The 25,008-nt window shown below is 52.9% G+C and carries 22 protein-coding genes and 1 tRNA gene; 9 read left to right on the top strand and 14 right to left on the bottom strand.

Annotated elements, in window-relative coordinates:
* Positions 1–52 precede the first annotated feature (52 nt).
* Positions 53–490 carry a helix-turn-helix domain-containing protein gene (locus DFQ01_RS11615; RefSeq protein WP_174812480.1) on the bottom strand — a complete coding sequence of 146 codons (438 nt, stop codon included), beginning with the start codon at positions 488–490 and terminating at the stop codon, positions 53–55.
* A 191-nt stretch (positions 491–681) separates the two neighbouring features.
* Here DFQ01_RS11615 and DFQ01_RS11610 point away from each other — a divergent pair, with 191 nt between their 5' ends.
* Positions 682–2,109: an alpha/beta hydrolase family protein gene (locus DFQ01_RS11610; protein WP_245946649.1), complete on the top strand. Its 1,428-nt coding sequence runs from the start codon at positions 682–684 to the stop codon at positions 2,107–2,109.
* 139 nt (positions 2,110–2,248) lie between these two features.
* On the opposite strand, the gene secG is transcribed toward DFQ01_RS11610, so the two are convergent.
* On the bottom strand, positions 2,249–2,485 hold the full coding sequence (gene secG, locus DFQ01_RS11605) for a preprotein translocase subunit SecG (protein ID WP_006039580.1): 237 nt from the start codon (positions 2,483–2,485) through the stop codon (positions 2,249–2,251).
* Positions 2,486–2,744: 259 nt separating this feature from the next.
* On the opposite strand from secG, the gene DFQ01_RS11600 reads away from it, so the two are divergent.
* From DFQ01_RS11600 to DFQ01_RS11580, 5 genes are all read left to right on the top strand, one after another.
* Positions 2,745–3,419, top strand: coding sequence for a response regulator transcription factor (locus DFQ01_RS11600; protein ID WP_110044056.1), 675 nt, complete (start codon positions 2,745–2,747; stop codon positions 3,417–3,419).
* Entirely contained in the window at positions 3,416–4,819 is a 1,404-nt protein-coding gene (locus DFQ01_RS11595; RefSeq protein ID WP_110044055.1) for a sensor histidine kinase, read from the top strand. Before DFQ01_RS11600 ends, DFQ01_RS11595 begins: the two co-directional genes overlap by 4 nt.
* A 63-nt stretch (positions 4,820–4,882) precedes the next feature.
* On the top strand, positions 4,883–5,851 hold the full coding sequence (locus tag DFQ01_RS11590; RefSeq protein ID WP_110044054.1) for an ABC transporter ATP-binding protein: 969 nt from the start codon (positions 4,883–4,885) through the stop codon (positions 5,849–5,851).
* Complete coding sequence (locus tag DFQ01_RS11585; RefSeq protein WP_245946632.1) at positions 5,848–6,564, top strand: ABC transporter permease; 717 nt, start codon at positions 5,848–5,850, stop codon at positions 6,562–6,564. Before DFQ01_RS11590 ends, DFQ01_RS11585 begins: the two co-directional genes overlap by 4 nt.
* A gap of 1 nt (position 6,565) precedes the next feature.
* Entirely contained in the window at positions 6,566–7,297 is a 732-nt protein-coding gene (locus DFQ01_RS11580) for an ABC transporter permease (protein WP_110044052.1), read from the top strand.
* Between the two features lie 1,202 nt (positions 7,298–8,499).
* Here DFQ01_RS11580 and DFQ01_RS11575 read toward each other — a convergent pair.
* From DFQ01_RS11575 to DFQ01_RS11540, 8 genes are all read right to left on the bottom strand, one after another.
* Positions 8,500–9,384 carry an ROK family protein gene (locus DFQ01_RS11575; RefSeq protein ID WP_110044051.1) on the bottom strand — a complete coding sequence of 295 codons (885 nt, stop codon included), beginning with the start codon at positions 9,382–9,384 and terminating at the stop codon, positions 8,500–8,502.
* An 88-nt stretch (positions 9,385–9,472) separates the two neighbouring features.
* On the bottom strand, positions 9,473–10,240 hold the full coding sequence (locus DFQ01_RS11570) for a sugar phosphate isomerase/epimerase family protein (RefSeq protein WP_110044050.1): 768 nt from the start codon (positions 10,238–10,240) through the stop codon (positions 9,473–9,475).
* A gap of 275 nt (positions 10,241–10,515) precedes the next feature.
* Positions 10,516–11,811, bottom strand: a complete 1,296-nt coding sequence (eno, locus tag DFQ01_RS11565) for a phosphopyruvate hydratase (RefSeq protein ID WP_110044049.1) — start codon at positions 11,809–11,811, stop codon at positions 10,516–10,518.
* 221 nt (positions 11,812–12,032) lie between these two features.
* Positions 12,033–13,565 (bottom strand): 2,3-bisphosphoglycerate-independent phosphoglycerate mutase, encoded by a 1,533-nt coding sequence (gpmI, locus tag DFQ01_RS11560; RefSeq protein ID WP_110044048.1) that lies wholly within the window; start codon positions 13,563–13,565, stop codon positions 12,033–12,035.
* Between the two features lies 1 nt (position 13,566).
* Positions 13,567–14,322 carry a triose-phosphate isomerase gene (tpiA, locus tag DFQ01_RS11555; RefSeq protein WP_110044047.1) on the bottom strand — a complete coding sequence of 252 codons (756 nt, stop codon included), beginning with the start codon at positions 14,320–14,322 and terminating at the stop codon, positions 13,567–13,569.
* Between the two features lie 598 nt (positions 14,323–14,920).
* Entirely contained in the window at positions 14,921–16,102 is a 1,182-nt protein-coding gene (locus tag DFQ01_RS11550; protein WP_110044046.1) for a phosphoglycerate kinase, read from the bottom strand.
* A 539-nt stretch (positions 16,103–16,641) separates the two neighbouring features.
* Positions 16,642–17,646, bottom strand: a complete 1,005-nt coding sequence (gene gap / locus DFQ01_RS11545) for a type I glyceraldehyde-3-phosphate dehydrogenase (RefSeq protein ID WP_110044045.1) — start codon at positions 17,644–17,646, stop codon at positions 16,642–16,644.
* Positions 17,647–17,753: 107 nt separating this feature from the next.
* Complete coding sequence (locus DFQ01_RS11540) at positions 17,754–18,800, bottom strand: sugar-binding transcriptional regulator (protein ID WP_110044044.1); 1,047 nt, start codon at positions 18,798–18,800, stop codon at positions 17,754–17,756.
* Between the two features lie 267 nt (positions 18,801–19,067).
* Between DFQ01_RS11540 and DFQ01_RS11535 the strand changes: the two genes are divergently transcribed.
* Together DFQ01_RS11535 and clpP are read left to right on the top strand one after the other, a co-directional pair.
* Positions 19,068–19,142 (top strand) — tRNA-Arg (locus DFQ01_RS11535).
* A gap of 477 nt (positions 19,143–19,619) precedes the next feature.
* Entirely contained in the window at positions 19,620–20,201 is a 582-nt protein-coding gene (gene clpP / locus DFQ01_RS11530) for an ATP-dependent Clp endopeptidase proteolytic subunit ClpP (protein ID WP_174812725.1), read from the top strand.
* A gap of 84 nt (positions 20,202–20,285) precedes the next feature.
* Here clpP and DFQ01_RS11525 read toward each other — a convergent pair whose 3' ends face one another.
* Positions 20,286–21,185: a LysR family transcriptional regulator gene (locus DFQ01_RS11525; protein WP_245946631.1), complete on the bottom strand. Its 900-nt coding sequence runs from the start codon at positions 21,183–21,185 to the stop codon at positions 20,286–20,288.
* A gap of 110 nt (positions 21,186–21,295) precedes the next feature.
* Between DFQ01_RS11525 and DFQ01_RS11520 the strand changes: the two genes are divergently transcribed.
* Positions 21,296–22,576 carry an adenylosuccinate synthase gene (locus DFQ01_RS11520; protein ID WP_110044042.1) on the top strand — a complete coding sequence of 427 codons (1,281 nt, stop codon included), beginning with the start codon at positions 21,296–21,298 and terminating at the stop codon, positions 22,574–22,576.
* A 73-nt stretch (positions 22,577–22,649) separates the two neighbouring features.
* On the opposite strand, the gene DFQ01_RS11515 is transcribed toward DFQ01_RS11520, so the two are convergent.
* From DFQ01_RS11515 to DFQ01_RS11505, 3 genes are all read right to left on the bottom strand, one after another.
* On the bottom strand, positions 22,650–22,919 hold the full coding sequence (locus tag DFQ01_RS11515) for an HPr family phosphocarrier protein (RefSeq protein ID WP_110044041.1): 270 nt from the start codon (positions 22,917–22,919) through the stop codon (positions 22,650–22,652).
* Between the two features lie 153 nt (positions 22,920–23,072).
* The gene (whiA, locus tag DFQ01_RS11510; protein ID WP_110044040.1) at positions 23,073–24,002 is read right to left on the bottom strand and encodes a DNA-binding protein WhiA; all 930 of its coding nucleotides are present in this window, start codon (positions 24,000–24,002) and stop codon (positions 23,073–23,075) included.
* Between the two features lie 6 nt (positions 24,003–24,008).
* Complete coding sequence (locus DFQ01_RS11505) at positions 24,009–24,998, bottom strand: gluconeogenesis factor YvcK family protein (RefSeq protein ID WP_110044039.1); 990 nt, start codon at positions 24,996–24,998, stop codon at positions 24,009–24,011.
* Positions 24,999–25,008: the final 10 nt, after the last annotated feature.

Here is a 25,008-nt window from a genome sequence, read left to right as displayed (position 1 = left end):
TTCATTATTTTTTATAGATAATAGCGTCTTGTGAGCCAGGTCAATGAATCTGCTAGCTGCCTTGCGGTGCGCCGGTTTCCTTCAGTTTCTTCACGCGATCAAGCCGTTGTTGGAACCCTTGGCGAAGCTGCTGAAGCTTATCGAGCCTTGAATCAATTTGGTCAATGAAGCGCTGCAGCTCTTGCTCGCCTCGATCGAGAATTTTCGTCTTCTCCTCGGCCTTGTCCTCTTGGCGATAGGCACCGCGGATCTGTTCCAGCTTGGCCTCCAGCTCTACGATCGTCTTCACCTCTTGGAGCGAGATGCCGAGCACTTCCTTCAGCCGAATAATTTGCTCCAGCTGGACAATAATTCGCTCATCGTAATACCGATGGCCGCCTTCGGTTCTCGGAACATCGTTTAATAGGCCGATTTCTTCATAGTAATGCAGCGTACGCGCGGTTACGCCATAACGCTCGCAGACCTCTTCAACCGAATATCTTTCCTTCATCGTTAACCTCCTACAATCCGGCGAACCAAAAATGGTTCGATAACCCATTATAATCGATATCCGATGGCGGCATAAGATGTACCGATCAATTTTTTACGATGTCTTAATGTTTCGTTCCGCTTGAGAAGCGCCCCTAGCGTGGTAATATATAGAAAATTCATGAGCGATGAGGTGTACCTAACTTGTACGGAATGGATATGGCCGTCATTGCTTCCGTCGTCGCAGCGCTGGTCGTCCTGACATGGAGGAGATTGTCCCAATCACGCTGGATCCAGACCGCTATTCCGGTCATACTGCTCGTCCTTAACCTCATTCGCCTGTTATCGAAGCCGTTCGTGTGGACGATACTGCCTGCTGTTATCGTGTCTAGCTGCATGATGCTTTACTGCCTTAACCTTATTCGCAAAAGCTATCGTTCCCCTCATGCGCACACGAATCTCAGACGCAGATTATCCTTCGTTCGTAAACTAGGCGTAGGCGTACTAGCGGTCCTTCTGATCGTCATTGCCGCTGCGCCGCCAATCCTGCTGCCCGTCTTCTCGCTGGAGGAGCCGGAAGGCAGCTATGCGATCGGGACGTCCTTATACCATTGGTCCGACGAGTCCCGCGCGGAGCCGATGACGGACGATCCTTCTGACCATCGGGAGCTTACGGTACAAATATGGTACCCCGCTGACTCCGAGGCCGTTGCCGGACTTCCGCATGCCTCTTATTTGCCGGAATGGGGCGCTATGGCACCTGCCCTTGCGAAACGGTATCATATCCCCTCGTTTCTGCTATCGCATTTGAAACAAATCCAATCGCATGGCTATGCGGATGCTCCTATCTCGTCCAGCCAAGCCCGTTATCCTGTCATCCTGTTCTCGCATGGACTTCCTGGCCTGTATGCCACAGATACATTCTTGTTCGAAGCGCTCGCCAGCAGCGGCTATATTGTCGTATCGATTAATCACACCTATTACTCCATCGCATCCGAGCTTGAGGACGGATCGGTGACGACGATGCACTCCGACTCCTTCCCATCGCCTGCCGACTGGGATTCCAACGATTCATTGATCGCGGATGTATGGGCCAAGGATGCTTCTTTCGTGCTTAATCATCTAGCGCAGCTGGACAGGACAGGAGCAGACTCAAGCTTCCTACTCGCCGGTCATCTAGATTTGGCGCATGTCGGTATGGCGGGCCATTCGTTCGGTGGAGCAAATGCGGTAGAAATGCTCTACACCGACGATCGCATACAGGCAGCCGTCAACATGGATGGCACGATGTTCGGCACAGGGGCAAGAAGCACCCCACTTGATAAACCGCTGCTGCTGCTTCAATCGAAACGTACAGAAACCGATGAGGAACCAAGCGATTCGGAGCTTCGGTCCGCCGGGCTCACGAGAGCCCAATACGATAAACTTACGACGGAGATTCCTATGCGGGAAGCTAACGCACTCGCCGCACCGGGCTCCCGTGCCGTTGTGATCCCTGGCGCTGATCACCTTGCTTTTACCGACCTGTACCGTGCATCTCCCCTGCTTCCGCTTATGAACGGGGTCAGCGATTTGAATGATATCCACCGTCGTATAGCAGCGGAGGTCGTTAATTTCTTCAACGTGCAGTTGAAATCATAGTTCAGCATAAGAGTAGGTAGGCATGGCTGCACACAAAAAAGAAGCAGGACGCAATGTCCTGCTTCTTCTCTGCGCTTTCGCGCTTATGTCGTTAGCTATCAACCTAGCTAATATTTAACGAGTTTAGTTCTTAATGAACTTAGTTCTTAACGAAGTAAGATACGACCAGCGCCAGAATGAAGAAGCTAGCTGCGAAGCCGATCGTCAGACGCTGCAAGAACAGGTCAAGACCACGTGCTTTTTGTTTGCCGAACAAGTGCTCCGCTCCGCCGGAGATGGCGCCGGACAAACCTGCACTCTTACCTTTCTGAAGAAGCACGACAGAGATCAAACCAAGTGCCGCAATGATAAGCAAGATTTTGAATAAAATGTCCACTTTCCCACCTCCTAACAGCAATTTTCTTACTTCCTGACACTACTGCCTGTAAGTAAATTGCTGCCTTCGTAAGCATACGCTAGTGTCAAAGCCTTGAACGGAACAAACGCCCGTTAGTTTCAGGCCAAGCCTAAAAACAGTAATTTTATTGTATCACAACAGCGATTGCCGCACAATACCGACTATTGCTGCCACTCTTTTCATTTGGACGCGGTGCTCGTATGATGGGAATGAATAACGCCAAGGAGGTGCATTCGCCATGAGGCGGATTTTATATATTGAAGATGATCTGGATATCGGCGGCATCGTTCAAAACCATCTGACCGGAAGAGGCTTCGCAGTCGATTGGCTGCGCTCCGGAGATGGCGCCACCCAGCGAGTGGCCGACGCCGATCTCGTAATTCTCGACGTGATGCTGCCCGGACTCGATGGTTTCACCGTCGGTCAGCGGCTGAAGCGCGTCGCGCCAGACAAACCGATTCTGATGCTCTCTGCCCGCTCCACAATCGACGATAAGCTGGAGGGGCTTCAATTCGCTGATGACTATATGACGAAGCCTTTCCACCCCGAAGAGCTTACCGCCAGGATCGAGGTGCTGCTGCGGCGCAATGGCAAGGCTGACAATCAAGGACAGCTCAAGCTCGGCCATCTGGCCATTGACCTATCGAAGCCGATGTTTATCGATGAGCGAAGCGGCGATGAAATCATTTTGACAGGCAAACAGCTTCACATCTTCCTCTACCTGCTGCGCCATCCGAATCAAATTCTGACCAAGGAGCAGATCTATGAGGCGGTCTGGGGCGAGCCCAGCTGGGACGGCGACAAAACGCTGAACGTTCATATTCGCTATCTTCGGGAAAAAATCGAAATCAATCCGAGCGTGCCTGCCATCATCGAGACGATTCGCGGCATCGGCTTCCGGGTGAAGCAATGAAGCGATTGTGGAACTGGCTGTCGGACGCCCGCCGTTCGCTCGTCTCTCGCTATGTGATCCTCATGTCCGTTGCGGTCATTCTTATCCCTCTGGCCCTTATCCTTGTCGTCACGATTCTGTTTCTGATTTATCCGCCTTACGAGAAGGAGCATGCGATATACGGCGGTGCCATCGAACTCGAGAACAAATGGCATAACGAAGCGAAGGCACTTGGAGGCAAATCGGAGGAAGCCATCCAGAAGAGGCTGGAGGAGCTCTACAAGCGTTATAGCAAAGCGACCATCTACTGGGTTGATCCAGCTGGCGACACTCGCCTGCAACTGCCTAAGGATGCAAAGATCCAGCAGCATTGGACCGCCGCCGATGCCATGCAGTTCATGAAGGAGCGGCGCAGCGGCGGCGATGAGCTGTTTACCATCGTTGCCTTCATTGGCGATCAACCGTCCAGTGGGTTCATTATTTTGGAAGTGCCGCGCTCGATTATTACACCCACTTTTAAAAATACAACGTTTGCGAAGTATTGGTCCTACGCCTTCCCCGCGCTGCTGCTGATCATTCTCTTCCTGTTCATTGGCGCTTCCTGGTTGTTCTTCTACCGGATCTCCCGCAGGCTGCTGCACATGCAGAAGGCGATGACTTCAAGCGCTGCCGCCTTCCCTGGCATTCCGGGGCGTATTACGGTCGGCAAGCAGGACGAGATTGGCCGACTGGAGTTCGCATTCAATACGATGATCGAACAACTGGAGCACGGCCGACTGCGCGAGACAGAAGAGGAGCAGCTGCGCAGACAGCTGATCGCCAACCTGTCCCACGATTTGCGTACACCGCTCACGGCCATTCGCGGCCATGCGTTTCAGCTTAACGAAGAGCCGCTCAGCAGTCGCGGACGTGAGTCGCTGCAGGTGATCGATCGAAAAGTCGACTTCCTCAGCCGATTGATCGACAACCTGCTCTCCTATACGCTGCTCTCCGCAGGCCGATACCCTTATCGCCCCGAGGTGATCGATATGAATCGACTGCTGCGCCAGCTGTGCGCGAACTGGTACGCTGCCTTCGAGCAGCAAGGTATCGAACTGGAGCTGGACGCGCCGGATCATGGCTTCCGATGGGAGATCGACCCGCAGTGGATGGAACGGATCGCGGATAATTTGTTCCAGAACATCCTTCGGCATGCCCGCGATGGCGGTTACGCACTCGTCCGGCTGTATGTGCGCAACGGCAGCGGCTATATCTCATTCGTCGATCAAGGTCCCGGGATGGACAGCGAATCTGGTGAGAGAGGCTCGGGCATCGGCCTAAGCATCGTCTCACTGATGGCGAAGGAAATGGGACTGCAGCTTACGATCGACAGCTCCACGGCAGGTACCCGCATTACACTGCAAGGTTTAAACCAAATTTAAACTTCACCCTCCCGTTTGTTTAACCTTCACGCGCTACAATGGGTTTCGAGGTGATCGAATCCTATGAAAACGAATAACGAATGGGTAATTGAAACTTCCGGTCTGACCAAAGCCATTGGGCGCAAGGCGCTCGTCCAAGATTTGAATTTGCGCGTGGGCCGTGGTGAAATATATGGCTTCCTCGGTCCGAACGGCGCCGGCAAAACAACTACGATCCGCATGCTGCTCGGATTAATTCGTCCAACTCGAGGCTCGGTTAAACTGTTCGGACAGGAGCTGAAGAGCAATCGCATCGAGGTGCTTCGCCGCGTCGGCTCGCTTGTCGAGTACCCGTCCTACTATGGCCATCTGACCGGACGCGAGAACCTAGAGGCTGTCCGCCGCATCCTCGGCGTCCCTGTAGGGCGTATTGACGAGGTATTGTCGATTGTAAGGCTGACGAAGGACGCTGGCCGCCCTGTCAAAGGCTATTCGCTTGGCATGAAGCAGCGGCTTGGCATCGCGACTGCGCTGCTCGGCAACCCCGAGCTGCTCATTCTCGATGAACCGACGAACGGCCTTGATCCATCCGGCATTCTTGAGATGCGCGAGCTGATCAAGAGCATGCCTCAGCAGCATGGCATTACAATCGTCGTGTCCAGCCACCTGCTCTCGGAGATCGAACAGATGGCGACGCAGGTCGGCATTATCGCGCAGGGCAGGCTTATCGCGCAAGAATCGATCGAGTCACTGAGAGGCCGTTCGAAGGGACGCTTATCACTGCGGGTTGGTGCTGTTCCTCAAGCGACTAAGGTACTCTCTGCTATTGGCGTTCGTGCCGAATCTGCGGCAGCAGCGGAGACGCCGCGAGCCGGGGCCGCGTACGATGAGGGCGCCAATCGCATTCTGGTCGATTCGGTGGATGACGAGATCGCCGCCTATTATGTTCGAACGCTGGTGGAGAGCGGCATTGAGGTGTACCGCGTCGAGGAAGTTCGGCAATCGCTTGAGGACTTATTCCTGAAGCTGACCGACGGAGAGGAGAGCTTATGATGCTGCTCCAGCTGCTTGCCGTCGAACGGCTCAAAATCCGCCGCAAGGCGATATGGCCGCTAATCGCAGCCGGAGGCTTCGGCGTCGTCCTGCTGCAAGCTGCCAACTATGCGCTTCGGTACGACTATCTGATGAAGCTCAATGCCGACAACCCTTGGGGCCATATGCTAAGCGAAATGCATTTTCTCGCGGTACCCTCGCTCATTATGGGCTTAGCCATTATCGCTTCGATGATCGCTGGCGTTGAGCATGCGACGAACTCGTGGAAACAGACGTTGGCGCTGCCGCTGTCCCGCCTATCCGTGTACGCCGCTAAGTTCGTGCTGCTTATGGGGCTAATGTTTGCCGCATGCACCATGCTGGCGGTTGGCACTGTCGTGCTCGGATTATGTTTATCCCTCGGGACTGACATCCCTTATACCGAGCTGCTGCGAGTCAGCTATCTCCCGCTGCTAGCAGCACTGCCGATCGGGGCCGTGCAGCTGTGGTTGTCCGTCTCGCTGGCGAATCAAGCGATTCCGCTTACGGTCGGCGTCCTGGGAACGGTCGTCTCCATGTTCGGCATGACGCTCGGAGACTTCGTCCCCTACAAATGGCCGATGCTCGACAATCAGTGGAATGAACCGCTCATCCCTGCTGCGCTCGGCTTGACTGTTGGACTCTTGATTTACGTTGCAGGAAGCGTCCATTTCGTTAGAAAGGACGTGAAATGACATGTGGGCTGTCTTACGTTCCGAATGGATCAAATGGCGCAAGTCGCCGATTCTGTGGTTAATATTCGTTAGTCCTGCTCTTTGTTCTCTAATTGGGTTGCTCGAAAGCGATGACATGAGCGGCGGCAATCAGTGGGATGAGCTGCTGCATACGATGGGCATCATGCATGCGCTGCTGCTGATGCCTCTGCTCGCAGGCGTGTTCTCCGCGTCAGTATGTCGCCTGGAGCACGCCGGCGGCGGTTGGAAGCAGCTGCTTGCGCTGCCGGTCAGCCGAGGTGCGGTGTACATCGGCAAGTTCGTTTCGGTCATGCTGCTCCTGCTTGCCACGCAGGCTGTGTTCCTCGGCGCGCTGCTTCTTGTTGGAACGATCAAGGGCTATACGGACCCGATTCAATGGCCGGGTCTGTTGTTCAGCTTGATCGGCAGCTGGCTCGCATGCATGCCGCTGGCCTCCCTGCAGATGGGCGTATCCGTCGCATGGGCCAGCTTCGCAGCGCCGCTCGCGATTAACGCGATCTTCACGCTGCCGAACATCATTATCGCGAACTCGGAGCGCTTTGCACCGTACTATCCGTGGGACCAGCCGGTGCTCGTCATGCTGTCTCAGCAGCTTGATGACGGACCTGATGCCTTCCATCTGTCGATGACGACACTGTGTTCGGTCATAAGTGTGAGTTTTGTTCTATTCTTTGTGGTGGGGCAAATGTATTTCCGGCGGAAACCGATTTGACCACCCTCCTGAGTCCTCCCTGCTAGGGAGGATTTCAGGGGCTACGCCCCTTGGACCCCGTTTGTACACCTGCAACTCTAGGGGCTCTGCCCCTGACCCCGATATTTCAACATTTCTACCCAACAACATTTCTACCCAACCAAACCCTCCCTGCTAGGGAGGGCCCCATGGGACTCCCGTCCCCTGGCCCCCGGAAGGGGTTGGTAGCGGGACAGAGACGCGGATGAGATGATGCGAGCTGGGTGTCGCATGCCCCTTTCGGGGCACAGCTTTTGTTCGAGCTTTCGTTTGAGTTACTCTGACTGCCAGTTTCTCGCCTGGCACTCACTCTATTGCTGTGACGGACATTGAGCCGCTAATGGACACAGCTATTGTTCGAGTTTCGTTCCAGTCTCTCCGCCTGCCTTGCTACTCGCTTGTTCCTCACTCTATTACTGTAACGGACCACAGAAGCGCTAATTACTGTTGAATAGCTCGTTTTGAGATGTAACGGACTACACAAGCTCTATTTGTGTGGAGTATGGGCTTCATACGAGAAAAACCATCATATAAGCGCACCTGAGTCCGCTAGAATCTGAAGTGTTTGATTTGGTGCAAATAGCGTCGGTTCAGTCCGTTAGAGCAGCGGGGACGACAGGTAGGTGCGCACTTGTCAGCTTCCCTGCCAGGGAGGCTCCTATGGGACTAGGTATGCTTCCGAAGTAGCTTCCTACGGAAACTTTATACCTGGACCCCGGAAGGTGGCGGTTGCGGACAGAGTCGCGAGTGGGATGCTGCGTGCTGAGAGTCGCGTGCCCCTTTGGGGGCACAGCTTTTGTTCGAACGGGGTGGTGTGTTGTGGTCGAACAGAAATAAGAGCTCTGCTAGTTTCGCGCTTATTTTTGTCCGGGCTATATAGTTGGAGGATTAAGTAATGTTAAGCATTACTTAATGGATTATGTGGTGTAGATATTCGTACTGAGAGCCGCATTAGGCGCGGTTTTACAGCACTTATTGGTTGTTGAAGATGCGATATCGTGGAATAAGTATAGTTTTACTACACTTATCCTATCAACGAGCATGAGGTTGACTACGGTCACGGCCACGTACCGTTCCGTCACGCTTCGCGCGGCTCCCTGCGTGAGACGCCGACAACAAAGGGCTGTTCGTGCTAGGACGAAGTCTGCTGCGACTTCGACTGCGCGAACAGCCCTTTTTGACAACTATGAATGGGATTGTTTCGCAGCCGCTAATCCGAGGGCTAGTGCGCCGCACAGACCGGCGTTGTCGCCGAGGCCTGGTTGGACGATATAGCTGTCGATGTCATCTGTCAGTTGGGAGGCACTTACGTAGCCGTTCAACAGACGTTTTACTTCGGCTCGGATGATTGGGAACAGCTGCTGTTGGTGCATAACGCCGCCGCCGAGAATGACCTTTTGCGGGGACAGCATAAGCACGCTATTGGCCACCGCTTGCCCAATGTAGAATGCCTCCATTGCCCATGCCGGATGGTCTACGGTCAGCTCGCTGCCTTTGATTCCCCATCGCTTCTCGATTGCAGGGCCAGCCGCCATTCCTTCCAAGCAGTCGCCGTGGTAAGGGCAGCAGCCTGCAAAGGTATCCTCAGGATGCCGGCGTGTCAACACATGGCCTCCCTCCGGATGAACAAGGCCGTGCACGAGACGACCTTCCGCATAGACGCCCACTCCGACGCCTGTGCCAATCGTGTAGTAGACGCAGCTGTTCAGCCCCTGCGCTGCTCCCCACACCGACTCGCCGTATGCCGCTGCATTCACATCCGTATCCCAGCCGTATGGGACATCGAAACGTTTCTTCATCGTACCGAGGAAATCGAATCCGGACCAGCCCGGCTTCGGAGTCGTCGTTACGTGCCCGTAATCTGCGCTCGCAGGGTTGACGCCGATCGGCCCGAATGAACCAATGCCAATGGCCTCTACGCCCTTCCCTTCAAAAAACGCCAACACTCGCTCCAATGTTACTTCTGGTTGATTCGTCGGAAAGCTTGTCCGCTCATGAATCGCCCCTGTCTCATCGCCGATGCCGCATACAAACTTCGTGCCGCCCGCTTCTATCGCGCCAATTCGCATGTTCGATACTCTCCTCGCTCTCATACAGCAAGAGGACGGCCGCTCATTCGCGAACCGTCCCACTTGTCATTGCTATTTATTATAGCGATTAATATCCACGTTGTCTGAAGTATTCCAAGCAAATCTTCGCGCTTTCCAGCGACGAGACTTGGAATTGCTCCTGCTCGACGATGAAGTATTCGATGCCTGCTTGCTCCGCAACCGCCAATACCGGCTCGAAATCTACAACGCCGCGGCCGATTTCCGTATCCTTCGTGCCATCGCCGAAGTCTTTGAAGTGCGCCAGCGGCACACGACCCGCATAACGGTTGATATAGTCTACCGGAACTGCGCCGCCCATGTGTACCCAACCGAGGTCGAACTCCGCGATCAACTCTTCTGGCGAAAGCTGCGTCAGCAGATGATCCATCACCGTCACGCCGTCTACTTGCTTCAGTTCAAAATCATGGTTGTGGTAGCCATAGATGAAACCAGCTTCACGCGCCAGCTCGGATGCACGCTTCAGCACTGCGGCCAGCTTGTTCACGTCTTCGATCGTTGGCACTTCCGGCATTGGCGCCCAAGGTGTAACGATATAAGTCAGACCGATTTCTTTCGCAAATACGAGTGCTTCTTCATAGGCTGCCCACATCTTGTCTTCTGGTTCGGACCATTGCATCGGCACGTGTGCCGAAGGCGCTTTCAAGCCTGTCTCATCCAATACCTTGCGGACCTCAGCTGCCGAGTGGCCGAAGAAGCCGGCGAATTCGACAGCCTCATAACCCAGTTCAGCTACCTTGCGAATGGTTCCGAGCAAATCTGTTTCCGTAACATCACGAAGTGTATACAATTGAATGCCGATAAGCGGTTTTGTCATATTAATAAGCACCACCTTGATTGGATTGGACAAGCTATGCTTCTACCTCTGATGATAAGCGCTGCGCTTCTCAGTTGCTATGTCGGTTTGTGCACGGATTATTTGTATTTTTGTCATTCATGCATACAAATCAATGATATTGTTCTGTTCATCTGTGCTAGAGGAGAACGAAAGTTAGGAGTGATCTCCCTTATGAAAAATGAAAAAAAGCTCTCCCTTAGCCTCGGACGCTAAGGGAGAGCTTCGATAACCGCTATGACGAGCGGTTATTATTATTATTTGTTGAAGTTTTTCAGGTTGTAGAACGCGCTTGCGCCTGCGTATTGAGCCGTAGCACCCAGTTGGTCCTCGATGCGGAGCAATTGGTTGTACTTCGCTACGCGGTCCGTACGGGAAGGAGCACCCGTTTTGATTTGGCCAGCGTTCGTTGCAACTGCGATGTCAGCGATCGTGCTGTCTTCGGACTCACCGGAACGGTGGGAGATAACAGCCGTGTAGCCAGCGCGTTTAGCCATTTCGATCGCGTCGAACGTTTCCGTCAGCGAGCCGATTTGGTTAACTTTAACGAGGATCGAGTTACCTACGCCTTGATCGATACCGTCTTTGAGGCGAACCGTGTTCGTTACGAACAGGTCGTCACCAACGAGCTGTACTTTGCCGCCGAGTTTGTCCGTGAGAAGTTTCCAACCTTCCCAGTCGTCTTCAGAGCAGCCGTCTTCGATCGTGATGATTGGGTATTTGTCAGCCCACGAAGCGAGCAGGTCCACGAACTCAGCGGACGTGTAGGACTTGCCTTCGCCTTCGAGGTGGTATTTGCCGTCTTTGTAGAACTCAGTCGATGCAACGTCCATACCGAGGAATACGTCAACGCCTGGCTTGTAGCCTGCGCGCTCGATAGCGGAGATGATCGTCGTGATTGCTTCTTCGTTCGTACCGAAGTTAGGTGCGAAGCCGCCTTCGTCGCCTACTGCCGTGTTCAGGCCTTTGTCATGCAGAACAGCTTTCAGGTTGTGGAAGATTTCAGCGCCTACGCGCAGAGCTTCTTTGAACGTTGGAGCGCCAACTGGCAGAACCATGAACTCTTGTACGTCAACGTTGTTGTCAGCGTGAGCGCCGCCGTTAACGATGTTCATCATTGGAACTGGCAGTACTTTCGCGTTGAAGCCGCCGAGGTACGTGTACAGGGAAACGTCGAGTGCGTCAGCAGCAGCGCGAGCTACAGCCATCGAAACAGCGAGGATCGCGTTAGCGCCCAGCTTGCCTTTGTTGTCCGTGCCGTCGAGCTCGATCATTTTGCGGTCGATCGCTACTTGATCAAGAGCGTCCAGACCGATGATTTCAGGCGCGATGATGGAGTTAACGTTGTCAACTGCTTTGATTACGCCTTTGCCCAGGTAACGGCTTTTGTCGCCGTCGCGCAGTTCTACTGCTTCGTACGCGCCAGTCGATGCGCCGGATGGTACGATTGCGCGGCCTTTACCGCCGGATTCAAGAGTTACTTCAACTTCAACAGTTGGGTTACCGCGGGAGTCGAGGACTTCGCGTGCATATACGTCAGCAATGATAGACATGGATGTAACACTCCTTCTTATTCATTAAGTTGTAATGGTTGCCAAACTCTTCGAAACCAACATTCCTATGGTATACGAAAATCGCTCCGAATGCACGTCCTAGCCGCGCAGTCTGACATTATTTTCGAAAAATTTAGAACGTCCCTGCGCTGGTCAGCAGTCTATCTAAACGAGTCTCTCCACCCGCCGCCGATCCATACGCATCTTGGACCTGTATCGTCTTACTTAACGATCGATTCGCCTGTCATTTCAGCTGGTTGTTTCAGCTCAAGGAACTTCAGGATCGTTGGTGCGATGTCAGCGAGAATACCGCCTTCACGCAGCTCAGCGCCTTGTTTCGTCACGATGAACGGAACCGGATTCGTCGTATGCGCCGTGAACGGACGACCGTTCTCGTCGATAACCATATCCGCGTTGCCGTGGTCAGCCGTGATGAGAGCTACGCCGCCTTTGGCCAGAACCGCTTCAACTACTTTGCCCAGGCACTCATCTGTCGCTTCTACTGCCTTGATCGTAGGCTCCAGCATACCGGAGTGGCCGACCATGTCAGGGTTTGCGAAGTTGAGGATGATCGCATCGTGTTTGTCTGCTTCGATCTCAGCGACCGCTGCAGCAGCTACTTCATAAGCGCTCATCTCAGGCTGCAGGTCATACGTTGCAACCTTCGGCGAGTTGATCAGGATACGCGTTTCGCCTTCCAGCTCAACATCGCGTCCGCCGCTGAAGAAGAATGTAACGTGCGGGTATTTCTCTGTCTCAGCAATACGCAGCTGCTTTTTGCCGTTCTGCACGAGCACTTCGCCCAGCGTATTGTCGAGGTTTTTCGGCGAGTAAGCCACGTAGCCGCCAACCGTCTCGCTGAACAGCGTCAGGCAGACGAAGTGCAGGTTGCGCGGGCATTTGTCGCCACGGTCGAAACCGCGGAAATCTTCGTTCGTGAACACTTGCGACAGCTGGATCGCACGGTCAGGACGGAAGTTGAAGAACACAACCGAATCTCCCGATTCAACGAGTCCTACAGGCTTGCCGTTCTCAACGATAACCGTCGGCATAACGAATTCGTCCATGACCGACTTCTCGTACGATTCCTTCACTGCTTGCAGCGCGTCCGTATATTGAGGACCATCGCCGTATACCATTGCGCGGTACGATTTCTCCGTACGCTCCCAACGCTTGTCGCGGTCCATTGCGTAGTAGCGGCCTTGAACAGTCGCGATTTTGCCTACGCCAACTTCTGCGATTTTCGCTTGGAGCTGCTCCAGATAACCAACTGCGCTGTCTGGCGATACGTCGCGGCCATCAAGGAATGCATGAATGAACACATCGTTCATTTCTTCCTTCTTCGCCAGCTCAAGCAGAGCGAACAGGTGCGCGATGTGGCTGTGTACGCCGCCGTCGGACAGCAGGCCGTACAGGTGAAGCTTCTTGCCGTTGTTCTTCGCGTTGCGCACCGCTGCTACGAGCGTTTCGTTATCGAAGAAATCACGGTCGCGGATCGACTTGCTGATGCGAGTCAAATCCTGGTATACGATACGGCCAGCGCCGATGTTCAAGTGGCCAACTTCGGAGTTGCCCATTTGACCCTCTGGCAGACCTACCGCTTCGCCGCATGCCGTCAGCGTCGTGTGGGGATACGTCGCCCAGTAGCGGTCGTAGTTCGGTTTGTTTGCTTGCGCAACTGCGTTACCAACAACGTCGTTGCGAAGACCAAAGCCGTCAAGGATGATCAGTGCTACAGGTTTAGGAGCCGTCATCTTACTTCGCTCCTTCAACCAGCGCGATGTACGATGCTGGCTCGAGGCTTGCGCCGCCTACCAGTGCGCCGTCGATGTTCGCTTGGCCGAGGTACTCCGTAACATTGTTTGGCTTAACGCTGCCGCCGTATTGGATGCGAACTGCGTTTGCCGTTGCTTCGCCGTACAGGCCAGCTACGATGCCGCGGATATAAGCGATAACGTCCTCAGCGTCAGCCGCTGTCGACGATTTGCCCGTTCCGATAGCCCAGATTGGCTCATATGCGATAACAACTTGTGCTGCTTGCTCAGCGGACAGGCCTTGGAAGGCAGCTTCTGTTTGTACTTTGCACACTTCTTTCGTTTGGTCAGCTTCACGCTCTTCGAGCTTCTCGCCTACGCAAACGATTGGCGTCAAGCCATGCTTGAATGCCGCGTGCGTTTTTTTGTTTACGATCTCGTCGGACTCAGCGAAGTACGCACGACGCTCGGAGTGGCCGATGATCACATATTTCACGCCGAGGTCAGCCAGCATTACGCCGCTGATTTCGCCTGTGAATGCACCGTTGTCTTCGAAGTGAAGGTTTTGTGCGCCGATCGCGATGTTCGTGCCTTTAGCAGCTTCAACGAGTGCTGGAAGCGCCGTGAACGGAGCGCAGATTACGCTCTCTACGCCTTCAACCTCCGCTTTGCCTTTCACTTCGGAGAAGAACGATTGTGCTTCGCTAACCGTTTTGAACATTTTCCAGTTGCCTGCAATGATTGGTTTTCTGCTCATGTCAGAAATCTCCCTTCTAATGCATTTATTTATTTAGAAACCCGCAAGCTATTCAGCACCGAGGATATTGCTTTTAGATTGAAGCCTCATATGTCTACGAAGCAGCTTTTAATGACGTAAAAGCTGGGAGCAGCGTCATGCAGTCGGACCTGCATGACGCTGCAAGGTTTCCGGAGAGACCTTCATCGCAAACCTCCATGCTTCTAATGACGTAGAAGCATGGAGCAGCTTAGCCCTAGAGCTAATGCAAGATTCGATGCCGAATATGCTTCAAAGCGTTACTTCGTGATCAACGGTCTGTAAGACCGTTCAGCACCGAGAAGGTTGCATTAGATCGAAGAGCGAGTAGCGGAATGTAGGCTAACCCTACATGAGCAACGGAGCTCGAGAGCTAATGCAAGATTCGATGCCGAATATGCTTCTAAGCGTTACTTCGTGATCAACGGTCTGTAAGACCGTTCAGCACCGAGAAGGTTGCATTAGATCGAAGAGCGAGTAGCGGAATGTAGGCTAACCCTACATGAGCAACGGAGCTCGAGAGCTAATGCAAGATTCGATGCCGAATATGCTTCTAAGCGTTACTTCGTGATCAACGGTCTTACTTGTCGTTGAGGGCTACTACGCCTGGAAGGGCCTTGCCTTCCATAAACTCGAGGGAAGCGCCGCCGCCCGTCGAGATATGGTCCATACGGTCAGCCAGGTGGAATTTCTCAGCTGCTGCAGCCGAGTCGCCGCCGCCGATTACCGTGTAACCAGCCGTCTCTGCGCATGCTTGTGCAACTGCACGCGTACCATGGGAGAATGGCTCGATTTCGAATACGCCCATTGGTCCGTTCCATACAACGAGCTTCGAGTTCTTGATAACGTCAGCGTAAATTTCACGCGTTTTCGGACCGATGTCGATGCCTTCCCATTCAGCAGGGATGCCGTCTACGCCAACGATTTGCGTGTTAGCGTCTGCGCTGAAGTCGTCTGTTACAACGATATCAACTGGCAGGTACAGGTTCTTGCCCAGTTTTTTCGCTTTTTCGATGAACTCAAGCGTCAGGTCGAGCTTGCTGTTATCAAGCAGCGATTTGCCAACTTCATTGCCTTGTGCTTTCAGGAACGTATACGACAGACCGCCACCGATGAGAATGTTGTCTGCGATCTCGATCATTTTGTTGATAACGTCGATTTTGTCCTTAACTTTCGAACCGCCAACGATTGCCGTGAAAGGACGCTCTGGGTTGTTCAGCGCTTTGCCGAGAACATCGAGCTCTTTCTCTACGAGCAGACCGGATACAGCTGGAAGCAGGTGAGCGATGCCTTCTGTCGAAGCGTGTGCACGGTGAGCAGCACCAAATGCATCGTTTACGAACAGGTCAGCCAGCTCAGCGAGTTGTTTCGCGAGTGCTGGATCGTTCTTTTCTTCGCCTGCTTCAAAACGAACGTTCTCGAGCAGGAGCACGTCGCCAGCTTGCAGTGCAGCTACTTGCGCTTTTACCGCTTCGCCTACAACTTCGTTTGCTTTAACAACTGGCTTGCCGAGCAGCTCGGAGAGGCGCTCTGCAGCCGGCGTCAGACGCAGCTCTTCCACAACTTGACCAGCAGGACGGCCAAGGTGCGATGCGAGGATAACTTTCGCGCCGCCTTCGATCAGGAACTTGATCGTAGGGAGCGTTTCACGGATACGCGTGTCATCCGTAATTTTGCCATTTTCGAGTGGTACGTTGAAATCGACGCGAACGAATACGCGTTTACCTGCGACTTCGACGTCGCGAACACTTTTCTTGTTCATTGAGAAAGCCTCCTTTGGAATAGGCGAAGATGAAATAAAAGAATCCGTCGCGCAGCGACGCGGCTCGCTTTAGCGAGCTGCCATCGAAGCTTTACCCCACGCGTGCCGCTTTAGCGGTACGCCCTCGAAGCATCACGTCCAGTGTGTCCGCTGCAAGCGGTCGACACGCCCTCGGAGCGTTACCCACATGCGGATCGCTTTAGCGAACTGCCTTCGAAGCACCCGCTATAATAAAAAAACGTTCCTTCACAATGAAGGAACGTTAAAACCTGGTTCAGCCCCATAACGGGGCGCGAACCAAGGGCCAGGCTCCGCAAAGGAGCCGCAGCCCCCCGGTCCCGCCGGAACGGCGCCATCCCTTCCGTTGCACGGGAGCGCCGCAGCCAAAGCGTGTCCGTCAGGACTAAAGCGTTCCTAGCACAATCCCCTGCAGGTGCGCCGACTGTACCTCCCACGCTGCATTAGAACGGGAGTCCAGAGGGCAGCGCCCTTTGGGGCCCCCTTTGTAGACCAAAGGGGGTTTGGGGGATTAGAAATCCTTACAGGCCTTTGCTTGCAACGTATGCAGCGAGGTCAACTACGCGGTTCGAGTAGCCCCACTCGTTGTCGTACCAAGAAACAACTTTAACCATGTTGCCTTCAACAACCATCGTCGACAGAGCGTCAACCGTGGAGGAAGCTGGGTCGCCGTTGTAGTCGCTCGATACGAGCGGCTCTTCGGAGTAGTTAAGGATGCCTTTGAGCGAAGTTTCGGAAGCTGCTTTCAGAGCTGCGTTAACTTCTTCAACCGTTACGTTAACTTTCAGTTCAGCAACGAGGTCCGTTACCGATACGTTAGGCGTAGGAACGCGCATAGCCATGCCGTTCAGTTTGCCTTTCAGTTCTGGCAGTACGAGGGATACTGCTTTAGCAGCGCCCGTCGACGAAGGGATGATGTTTTCTGCAGCAGCGCGAGCGCGGCGCAGGTCTTTGTGAGGTACGTCCAGAACGGATTGGTCGTTCGTGTACGAGTGAACCGTCGTCATCATACCTTTTACGATGCCGAATTTATCGTTAAGAACTTTCGCGAATGGCGCGAGGCAGTTCGTTGTGCAAGAAGCGTTGGAGATAACCGTGTGAGCGGAAGCGTCGTACTTGTCTTCGTTAACGCCCATAACGATCGTGATGTCTTCGTTCGTAGCTGGAGCGGAGATAATAACTTTCTTAGCGCCGCCTTTAAGGTGGAGCTCAGCTTTTTCTTTAGCTGTGAAGATACCTGTCGATTCAACGACGATTTCAGCACCTACGGATGCCCAAGGGAGGTTTTCAGGGTTGCGCTCAGCAAATACTTTGATTTCTTTGCCGTTAACGATCAGCGCGCCTTCTTTCGCTTCAACCGTACCTTCAAGCTTGCCGTGCGTCGTATCATATTTAAGCAGGTGAGCCAGCGTTTTCGTGTCCGTCAGGTCGTTTACTGCTACGATTTCAACTGCAGGGTTGTTCAGCGCTGCGCGGAACACGTTACGGCCGATACGGCCAAATCCGTTAATACCAACTTTAACCATTTGGAAATTCCTCCTAGACAATAAGTGATATATATACTCAAGACGGTGTACGGCTCGGATTCCGAGTCGCGAGGCCGTCAAGATATCCTCTTTAAAAACGCACCTTATTAAGCATTGCCCAAATCGGCCTCATCAATAATCCTGACTATGACTTGCGCTGCCGCCTCGTCGGTAACAAGCACATCATCGTGACCGAATTTCATAACCGCCGCAATTGCCTCGCCCTTGCTAACGCCTCCGGCTACCGCAATAACGACCTCCGTCGCAACAATGTCCTCGAGCCTAAGGCCCGCGGTATGCATTTTGTGAACGACAGCCCCATTCCGGTCAAAATAATACCCGAACGACTCTGCCAGCGCCCCTTCGGTTCTCATCGCATCGACGGATGCCTGATCAACCTTGCGGCGTCTTGCCATAACCATCGCGTCCCCAATGCCATGGACAACGATTCTAGCCTTGCGGATCACATTCACGATTTCCTGAATGTTCGGTTCTTGCATGAGGGTGACATACGCTTCTTCTCCCAAATGATCGGGTACATGAAGCAGTCGGTACTGCGCTCCAGTTCGCTTCGCCATCATAGAAGCAATCGTGTTCGCTTGGTAGTCCAAGCTCTCCCCGAGTCCGCCTCGTGCGGGTACGAACCAGTTCGTCGGCAGCGGCACAGGCACTGTCAGATGGTTAGCCACCTGAGCCATTGTCGTTCCGCCAGTGACTGCAACGACATCGTCCTTGTTAAGCAGCCTGGTCAATGCTTGGCTGGCTGCCCGGCCGAGCTCCCTCTTCGCTGTCTTGGACGTATCAGAGTCCCCTGGTACGATGTAAACTCGCTTTAGTCCGTAATGGCGCCGAATCTTATCTTCCATTTCCGATAAGCCGAACCATTCCTTGAACATCGGTTCCATCTCTGCAAGCAGCATGCGTCCTTGCTCACTGATGCGCATACCAGAAGCATGAATCTCCAGCAGACCTTGCGCTTTCAAATAATCTGTCTCGGCTCGAAGCACGCGTTCTGTCATCCCGAGGGCTCCAGCCAACGCGCGCCGTCCGACAGAATCAGACAGCATAACTTGATGCAGGATGAAGTAACGTTTCCTCATGACTTCCAATAAATCCGGCACAAGCTGCTGCTGCAGTTCGATCATAGGTCGCATCTTGCGCATTCACTCCACTACAGCCGAATTCTTGCTTCAACATATGAAGAAACTTTGATGGGCTTCTATATGAGTTGGACGTTTCGCGTCCCGCATACTCATTTTAAGTCCCACCACTATTTTATCGAATAGCGGAAAAGACTGCAAGTTCCTTTTCGCCCATGTAACCGTTTTCCGACACGTATCAGACAACTTTTATTTTTCTCAGAGTCCAACACTTGCAATCCTATGGAAAATAAGGTATGATAACTCTCGTTCCGCTTTTTTGCGCCCGTGGTCCAATGGATATGACGTAGGCCTCCGGAGCCTGAGATCTAGGTTCGATTCCTAGCGGGCGCGCCAACTTTATACAACGAATAGAAACCGACTGATGAGGTCGGTTTTTTTGTGTTTATTTTGCTGCCTCTATTGCGGTGGAAGCATTCATTCTACTTGCTAGCGTAACCTCTCTGCGCAGTTTTTACTTTTGCAACAAGCAGGCCTATCAGCATTTCGGTTGATCTTAGCTGTTCGATCTTCGCTTCGCTAGCCCATCCGCGCCTTTAGCGCTTTTCCTTTAGAACCTGTCCAACCCTTGCCACCACTCCATTCGTTACGGTTAAATGACCGGCCGTACCTTGTTTGACTTTCTTTGACTTTTACTGATCAATCCGCTATTATAAAACTCATCAGCAGCACTTACGCATCACTAATGTCACTGGACCTGCACAATACTTTCTCCAGCAACATTCGAGTTCGAGCGTTTGCAGCGTACCGCATCTGACGATGCTAGTGCTGAAGCTATACTACATTTCCTATTCGGGAGGGACTTTCATGGATATGAACTATGTGCCAATGGTCATTGAGCAGAATAACCGCGGCGAGCGTGCGTATGACATTTACTCGCGGTTGCTGAAAGATCGCATTATTTTTCTCGGGACGCCGGTGAACGACCTGGTCGCCAACTCTATCATCGCGCAGTTGTTGTTCCTTGCGGCAGACGATCCAGAGAAGGACATCTCCCTGTACATTAATAGCCCAGGCGGCTCGATCTCGGCCGGTCTCGCAATCTTTGACACGATGCAATTCATTAAACCAGACGTATCCACGATCTGTGTAGGTATGGCTGCATCGATGGGCGCTTTCCTGCTTAATGCCGGAGCAAAAGGTAAACGCTATGCGCTTCCGAACGCCGAAGTCATGATTCACCAGCCGCTTGGCGGCGCAGAAGGTCAAGCGAGCGATATCGAGATTCGCGCTCGCCGCATCCTGAAGACGCGCGACAAGCTGAATCGCATCATGGCAGAGCGCACCGGTCAATCGTTTGAACAAATCGAGCGCGATACGGACCGTGATAACTTCATGAGCGCCGAAGAAGCACGCCAATACGGCCTGATCGACAAAGTCATCGACAAGCTGTAAGGCGCTTCTCGACTAACGCACGACAGCAAGCCCCACATTCCTTATTGGGATGTGGGGCTTCTTTGTGCTTTGCGTAACCGTCCTCTATTGCAGGATGGCTATGAATGCCTTCGCTGCCGTCGACAAGGGTACATCCTTCAACGTTGCAATACCGATTCGCCTAGGCGGAATCGGGGGATCAATCGTCAGTTCCACCAGTTCTCCTTCAGCCAACTCGCCTTCGACGAAATTTTTGACCACACAGGCAATCCCAAACCCCGTTCGTGTAAACTCGCTAAGCAAATCCAGACTGCCTAGCTCCATACTTGGCGATAGCGCGACACCGTTCTTGGCGGCAACTTTATCAAGGTATGCTCGAGTTCCGCTGCCTCTCTCCAACAGCAGCAGCTCGTATCGATCTAAGTCCTCCCACCTGACAGTCGATGGCCGCTCGTCTGCCTGCCATTTATGATAAGTACCCGCCACGACGAAACAGTCCTGTACCAGCATCCCCTCTTGAATATGCAGCCTTGGATCCTCCAAGGGCAGATTCACAATACCAAAGTCAATCGCACCTTCCTTCAGCAGCTTCACCGTCTCCTGCGACGTCCGATTCGTAACTTGAAACTGAATGCCGGGATACTGCTCGTGAAACTGTCGCATACGCGGCAGCAAATAGTGCTTGCATAACGTATCGCCCGCCCCGATGCGCATCTCCCCTGCCGTTAGCGCATGCCGCTCCGCCAGTCTCCGTTCGCCTGCATGTATGAAATTGAATGCCTGCCCGATATGCTGGAACAGCATCTCTCCCTCCGATGTCAGTTTGACGCCCTTCGATGTGCGGAAGAATAGCTGACTGCCTAGCTGCGACTCCAGCTGCTTAATCGCATGCGTGACGGCTGGCTGTGTAATATACAGCCGCTCCGCAGCCCCAGACAGACTTCCAACCTTCGCTGTCCAATAGAATGCCCGATACCATTCCATATTCGTCACATGCTCACTCACGTGATATTAACTCCTTTTATATCAAGCATTACTTATATTCATTTCATTAATATTATTATCGCACTTATAATCAATTCTGGAAATCCAACAATGAATGAGGAGTGATCGGAATGAGCGTAACAGCTGTGGTAGGAGCCAATTGGGGAGATGAAGGGAAGGGAAAAATTACAGATCTCTTAGCTGAGCAGTATCGCTGTATCGTCCGCTACCAAGGCGGCAGCAATGCGGGGCATACGATTATTAATGCATACGGCAAGTTCGCACTGCATTTGCTTCCTTCAGGCGTGTTCACACCTGGCACATTGAACATCATCGGTCCGGGCGTCGCCTTTAACCCCGAAGACTTCCTGCGAGAGTACGACAACCTGCTAAGCCGCGGCATTCCTGCACCAGACATTCATATCTCAGACCGCGCGCAGCTTGTGCTCCCTTATCATATAGAACTCGATACACGCGAAGAGGAACGGCTTGGCGCCCAGAGTTTCGGATCGACCCGCTCCGGCATTGCCCCCTTCTACGCCGACAAAGCGCTTAAAATCGGCATCCCGCTCAGTACATTGTTCGGCGATGAGGCGCAGCTCCGGTGCCGCATCCAATCTGCATCGGAAGCCAAAAATACGCTGCTGCAGCATCTCTATCATGCAGCGCCAATCGATTCAAATCAGATCGCAGACCGTTTGCTAGCATTGAAGAGTCGTCTGGCACCATTCATCACGAACACGACCATTCTTCTTCATGACTCGTTAGCTGCGGGCGGATCCATTCTTGTCGAAGGTCAGCTCGGCGCACTCCGCGATCCTGACCATGGCATTTTCCCTTATGTAACTTCGTCCTCGACAATCGCTGGCTACGCTGCCATTGGGGCAGGCGTTCCGCCCCATGCCATCAATCGTATCATCGCCGTAACTAAAGCCTATTCCAGCTGCGTAGGTGCCGGACCGTTCGTAACGGAACTGACAGGCGATGCTGCTGAGCATTTGCGTCGACTTGGTGGCGATGCAGGCGAATATGGCGTGAAGACCGGACGACCACGCCGTGTCGGCTGGTTCGACGCCGTAGCTACACGCTACGGCTGCATGGTGCAGGGAGCTACCGAAGTGGCACTAACCAATCTGGACGTACTCGGCTATTTGGACGAAATCCCAGTGTGCACGGGCTACCGACTAAACGGTCAGGTGACAACGGACTTCCTTACAGCTGATCAGCTAGCACTAGCCGAGCCTGTTCTCGATACGCTTCCCGGCTGGCGCTGCGACATCTCGCACATTCGCTCGTTCGACCAACTCCCTCTACAAGTCCAGCAATACGTACAGTGGATCGAACAAATCATCGGCGTCCCCATCCGTATCGTCTCCGTCGGCCCAGATCGGGAGCAAACAATCTATCGCTAATTCTACCCACCTAAAAGATTTCATAAAGAAAAGACCCCTTAAGGGGTCTTTCCTTACTCGCCATATTAGACGATTATTGGTTTTCGAGCTCTTCTTTGCTTACGAGATTGACTAAAGCGGTTACAGCCTGATCAGCGTCAGAACCTTCAGCGCTAATGTGAATTTCCGTGCCAGAGCTGATTGCAAGGCTCATAATGCCCATAATCGATTTGGCATTCACTTTCTTGTCGTCTTTCTCCACGAATACTTCAGACGAAAATTTATTAGCTTCCTGAACGAATAGAGCTGCTGGTCTTGCGTGCAGACCTGTTTTCAGACGAACGACAACGGGATGTCTTGTCATGGAAACCATACCCCCTACACATATTTCTATTGACATGAAAAGTAATCAGTCGTAATTCAGCGCAAAACGGCCTCTAAGCTGATGAAATCGCCGCAAATGCGGCATTTTGTTAATTATTATATCATTATCGCGCTTGTAGCACTAGGGAAAACGTCAACCGTTACGTATTTTTTCAGCCAATTCATCAATTTTCCTTAGCCGATGGTTAACACCTGACTTGCTGACCTTCCCTTTGAGCAATTCGCCGACTTCAGTCAAATTCATATCGGGGTGCATCAGCCGAATTTCCGCGACTTCACGCAGCTTATCTGGCAGCTGATCGAGCCCGAGCTCCTTTTGCAGCAGCTTAATATTATCGATTTGCCGTACGGCTGCGCCAATCGTTTTGTTCAAATTCGCCGTTTCGCAGTTAACGATCCGATTGACGGAGTTACGCATGTCGCGCATAATGCGAACGTCTTCAAACTTGAACAACGCTTGGTGAGCACCGATAATGTTGAGCAGCTCAATGATTTTCTCGCCCTCTTTGATGTAGAAAATGAACCCCTTCTTCCGCTCAATGCAGCGGGCGTTCAATTCGAACTTATTCGCTAGGTCCGCGAGCGCTTGGCAGTGCTCCTCGTACATCGAAGCGATCTCCAGATGGTAGGACGAGCCCTCCGGATTGTTAACGGATCCTCCTGCAAGGAAGGCACCACGAAGGTATGACCGTTTGCAGCATGACTTCTTAATAATCTCTTTGTCGATTCCTTGTTGAAAAAGAAAACCGTCCGAGACAATGCTTAGCTGCTTCAGTATTTCCTGAACTTTCGTTGGTATACGCACGATGTACACATTATTTTTCTTCAACCGCATCTTCTTCTGCACGAGCAGCTCGGTATGCACATCGAATTTCTTCTTGATGAGACTGTAGATCCGTCTAGCGATCGCCGCATTCTCCGTTGAGATGTCGAGTATCACTTTGCGGTTCGACAACGATACGGAGCCATTCATGCGGATCAGTGCGGACAGCTCGGCCTTCTCACAGCATGCGTCCGTTTCAATCATCGTCAATTCTTTTTTCGTTTGCGCCGCAAAGGACATGTCGATTCACCTCTTCCGTGTCATCCAGTCGTCTACTAGTTGATAAATATGCTGACTAAGCCGTTCGGCATCGTGCCGCAAATACGTACGGAACAACACAAGCCGGTCAGCAATAACTTTGTAACCACGTTTCTTCACTTCTTCTAGGTCGAGATGGACTGCTTTCGCACCCTTCTCTGCATACTTGCTTTGAACCTGTGGTGGAATCTCACCGTCATTAACGATAACATAATCGAATAAATGATAGCCAATGTGATTGTGAATTGCGTTAAGATGGTCGCCCACCGAATAATTATCCGTCTCGCCTGGCTGGGTCATGACGTTGCAGACGAACATCTTGAGCGCTTCTGACGAAACAATCGCCTCAGCAAGCTTTGGTACAATCAAATTCGGGATAATGCTCGTGTACAAGCTGCCTGGACCGATTAGAATGGCATCTGCCTCTTGGATCGCCTCGACCGCTTCAGCAAGCGGCTCGACGTTCGCTGGCTCGATGAATACACGCTTAATCGCCTTGCCCGCTTTCGGAATCATCGATTCGCCGGTCACGATCGAGCCGTCCATCATCTCGCCCTTCAGCACAATCGCTTGGCCTGCTGCCGGAAGTACACGCCCACGAACCGCAAGAACGCGGCTAAGTTCTCTGACGCCCGATACAAAATCGCCGGATATATCCGTAATGGCTGCCAGCATCAAGTTGCCGAGGCTGTGGCCTGCAAGGCCCGTGCCGCTGTTGAATCGATAGTTAAGTAGATTCGACAGCAGCGGCTCTACATCGGCAAGTGCAAGCAGCACGTTGCGGATATCGCCCGGCGGAGGGATTTGAAGCTCGTTGCGCAGGATGCCGGAGCTTCCTCCGTCATCCGCTACCGTTACGATTGCCGTTATGTCGAGCGGCTTCTCCTTAAGCCCGCGCAGCATAACCGACAATCCAGTCCCACCGCCAATGACGACGATCTTAGGGCGCACGGATGCCGATTGTTTACTGCCTTTCATTCACGCACCC

This window comes from Paenibacillus cellulosilyticus, assembly GCF_003182255.1.
Classification (GTDB): domain Bacteria; phylum Bacillota; class Bacilli; order Paenibacillales; family Paenibacillaceae; genus Paenibacillus_T; species Paenibacillus_T cellulosilyticus.
The sequence above is the reverse complement of the archived record's forward strand: the minus strand, read 5'-3'. Positions and strand labels throughout refer to the sequence as shown.

Coding starts and splice junctions, on each gene's coding strand:
- gpmI (WP_110044048.1), bottom strand. CDS start 13,565: ATGACGGCTCCTAAACCTGTAGCACTGATCATCCTTGACGGCTTTGGT.
- DFQ01_RS11585 (WP_245946632.1), top strand. CDS start 5,848: ATGATGCTGCTCCAGCTGCTTGCCGTCGAACGGCTCAAAATCCGCCGC.
- DFQ01_RS11570 (WP_110044050.1), bottom strand. CDS start 10,240: ATGACAAAACCGCTTATCGGCATTCAATTGTATACACTTCGTGATGTT.
- whiA (WP_110044040.1), bottom strand. CDS start 24,002: ATGTCCTTTGCGGCGCAAACGAAAAAAGAATTGACGATGATTGAAACG.
- DFQ01_RS11590 (WP_110044054.1), top strand. CDS start 4,883: ATGAAAACGAATAACGAATGGGTAATTGAAACTTCCGGTCTGACCAAA.
- gap (WP_110044045.1), bottom strand. CDS start 17,646: ATGGTTAAAGTTGGTATTAACGGATTTGGCCGTATCGGCCGTAACGTG.
- DFQ01_RS11550 (WP_110044046.1), bottom strand. CDS start 16,102: ATGAACAAGAAAAGTGTTCGCGACGTCGAAGTCGCAGGTAAACGCGTA.
- DFQ01_RS11540 (WP_110044044.1), bottom strand. CDS start 18,800: ATGCGACCTATGATCGAACTGCAGCAGCAGCTTGTGCCGGATTTATTG.
- eno (WP_110044049.1), bottom strand. CDS start 11,811: ATGTCTATCATTGCTGACGTATATGCACGCGAAGTCCTCGACTCCCGC.
- DFQ01_RS11575 (WP_110044051.1), bottom strand. CDS start 9,384: ATGCGAATTGGCGCGATAGAAGCGGGCGGCACGAAGTTTGTATGCGGC.
- DFQ01_RS11610 (WP_245946649.1), top strand. CDS start 682: ATGGATATGGCCGTCATTGCTTCCGTCGTCGCAGCGCTGGTCGTCCTG.
- DFQ01_RS11595 (WP_110044055.1), top strand. CDS start 3,416: ATGAAGCGATTGTGGAACTGGCTGTCGGACGCCCGCCGTTCGCTCGTC.
- DFQ01_RS11615 (WP_174812480.1), bottom strand. CDS start 490: ATGAAGGAAAGATATTCGGTTGAAGAGGTCTGCGAGCGTTATGGCGTA.
- DFQ01_RS11520 (WP_110044042.1), top strand. CDS start 21,296: ATGAGCGTAACAGCTGTGGTAGGAGCCAATTGGGGAGATGAAGGGAAG.
- DFQ01_RS11515 (WP_110044041.1), bottom strand. CDS start 22,919: ATGACAAGACATCCCGTTGTCGTTCGTCTGAAAACAGGTCTGCACGCA.
- clpP (WP_174812725.1), top strand. CDS start 19,620: ATGAACTATGTGCCAATGGTCATTGAGCAGAATAACCGCGGCGAGCGT.
- DFQ01_RS11505 (WP_110044039.1), bottom strand. CDS start 24,998: ATGAAAGGCAGTAAACAATCGGCATCCGTGCGCCCTAAGATCGTCGTC.
- DFQ01_RS11580 (WP_110044052.1), top strand. CDS start 6,566: ATGTGGGCTGTCTTACGTTCCGAATGGATCAAATGGCGCAAGTCGCCG.
- DFQ01_RS11600 (WP_110044056.1), top strand. CDS start 2,745: ATGAGGCGGATTTTATATATTGAAGATGATCTGGATATCGGCGGCATC.
- tpiA (WP_110044047.1), bottom strand. CDS start 14,322: ATGAGCAGAAAACCAATCATTGCAGGCAACTGGAAAATGTTCAAAACG.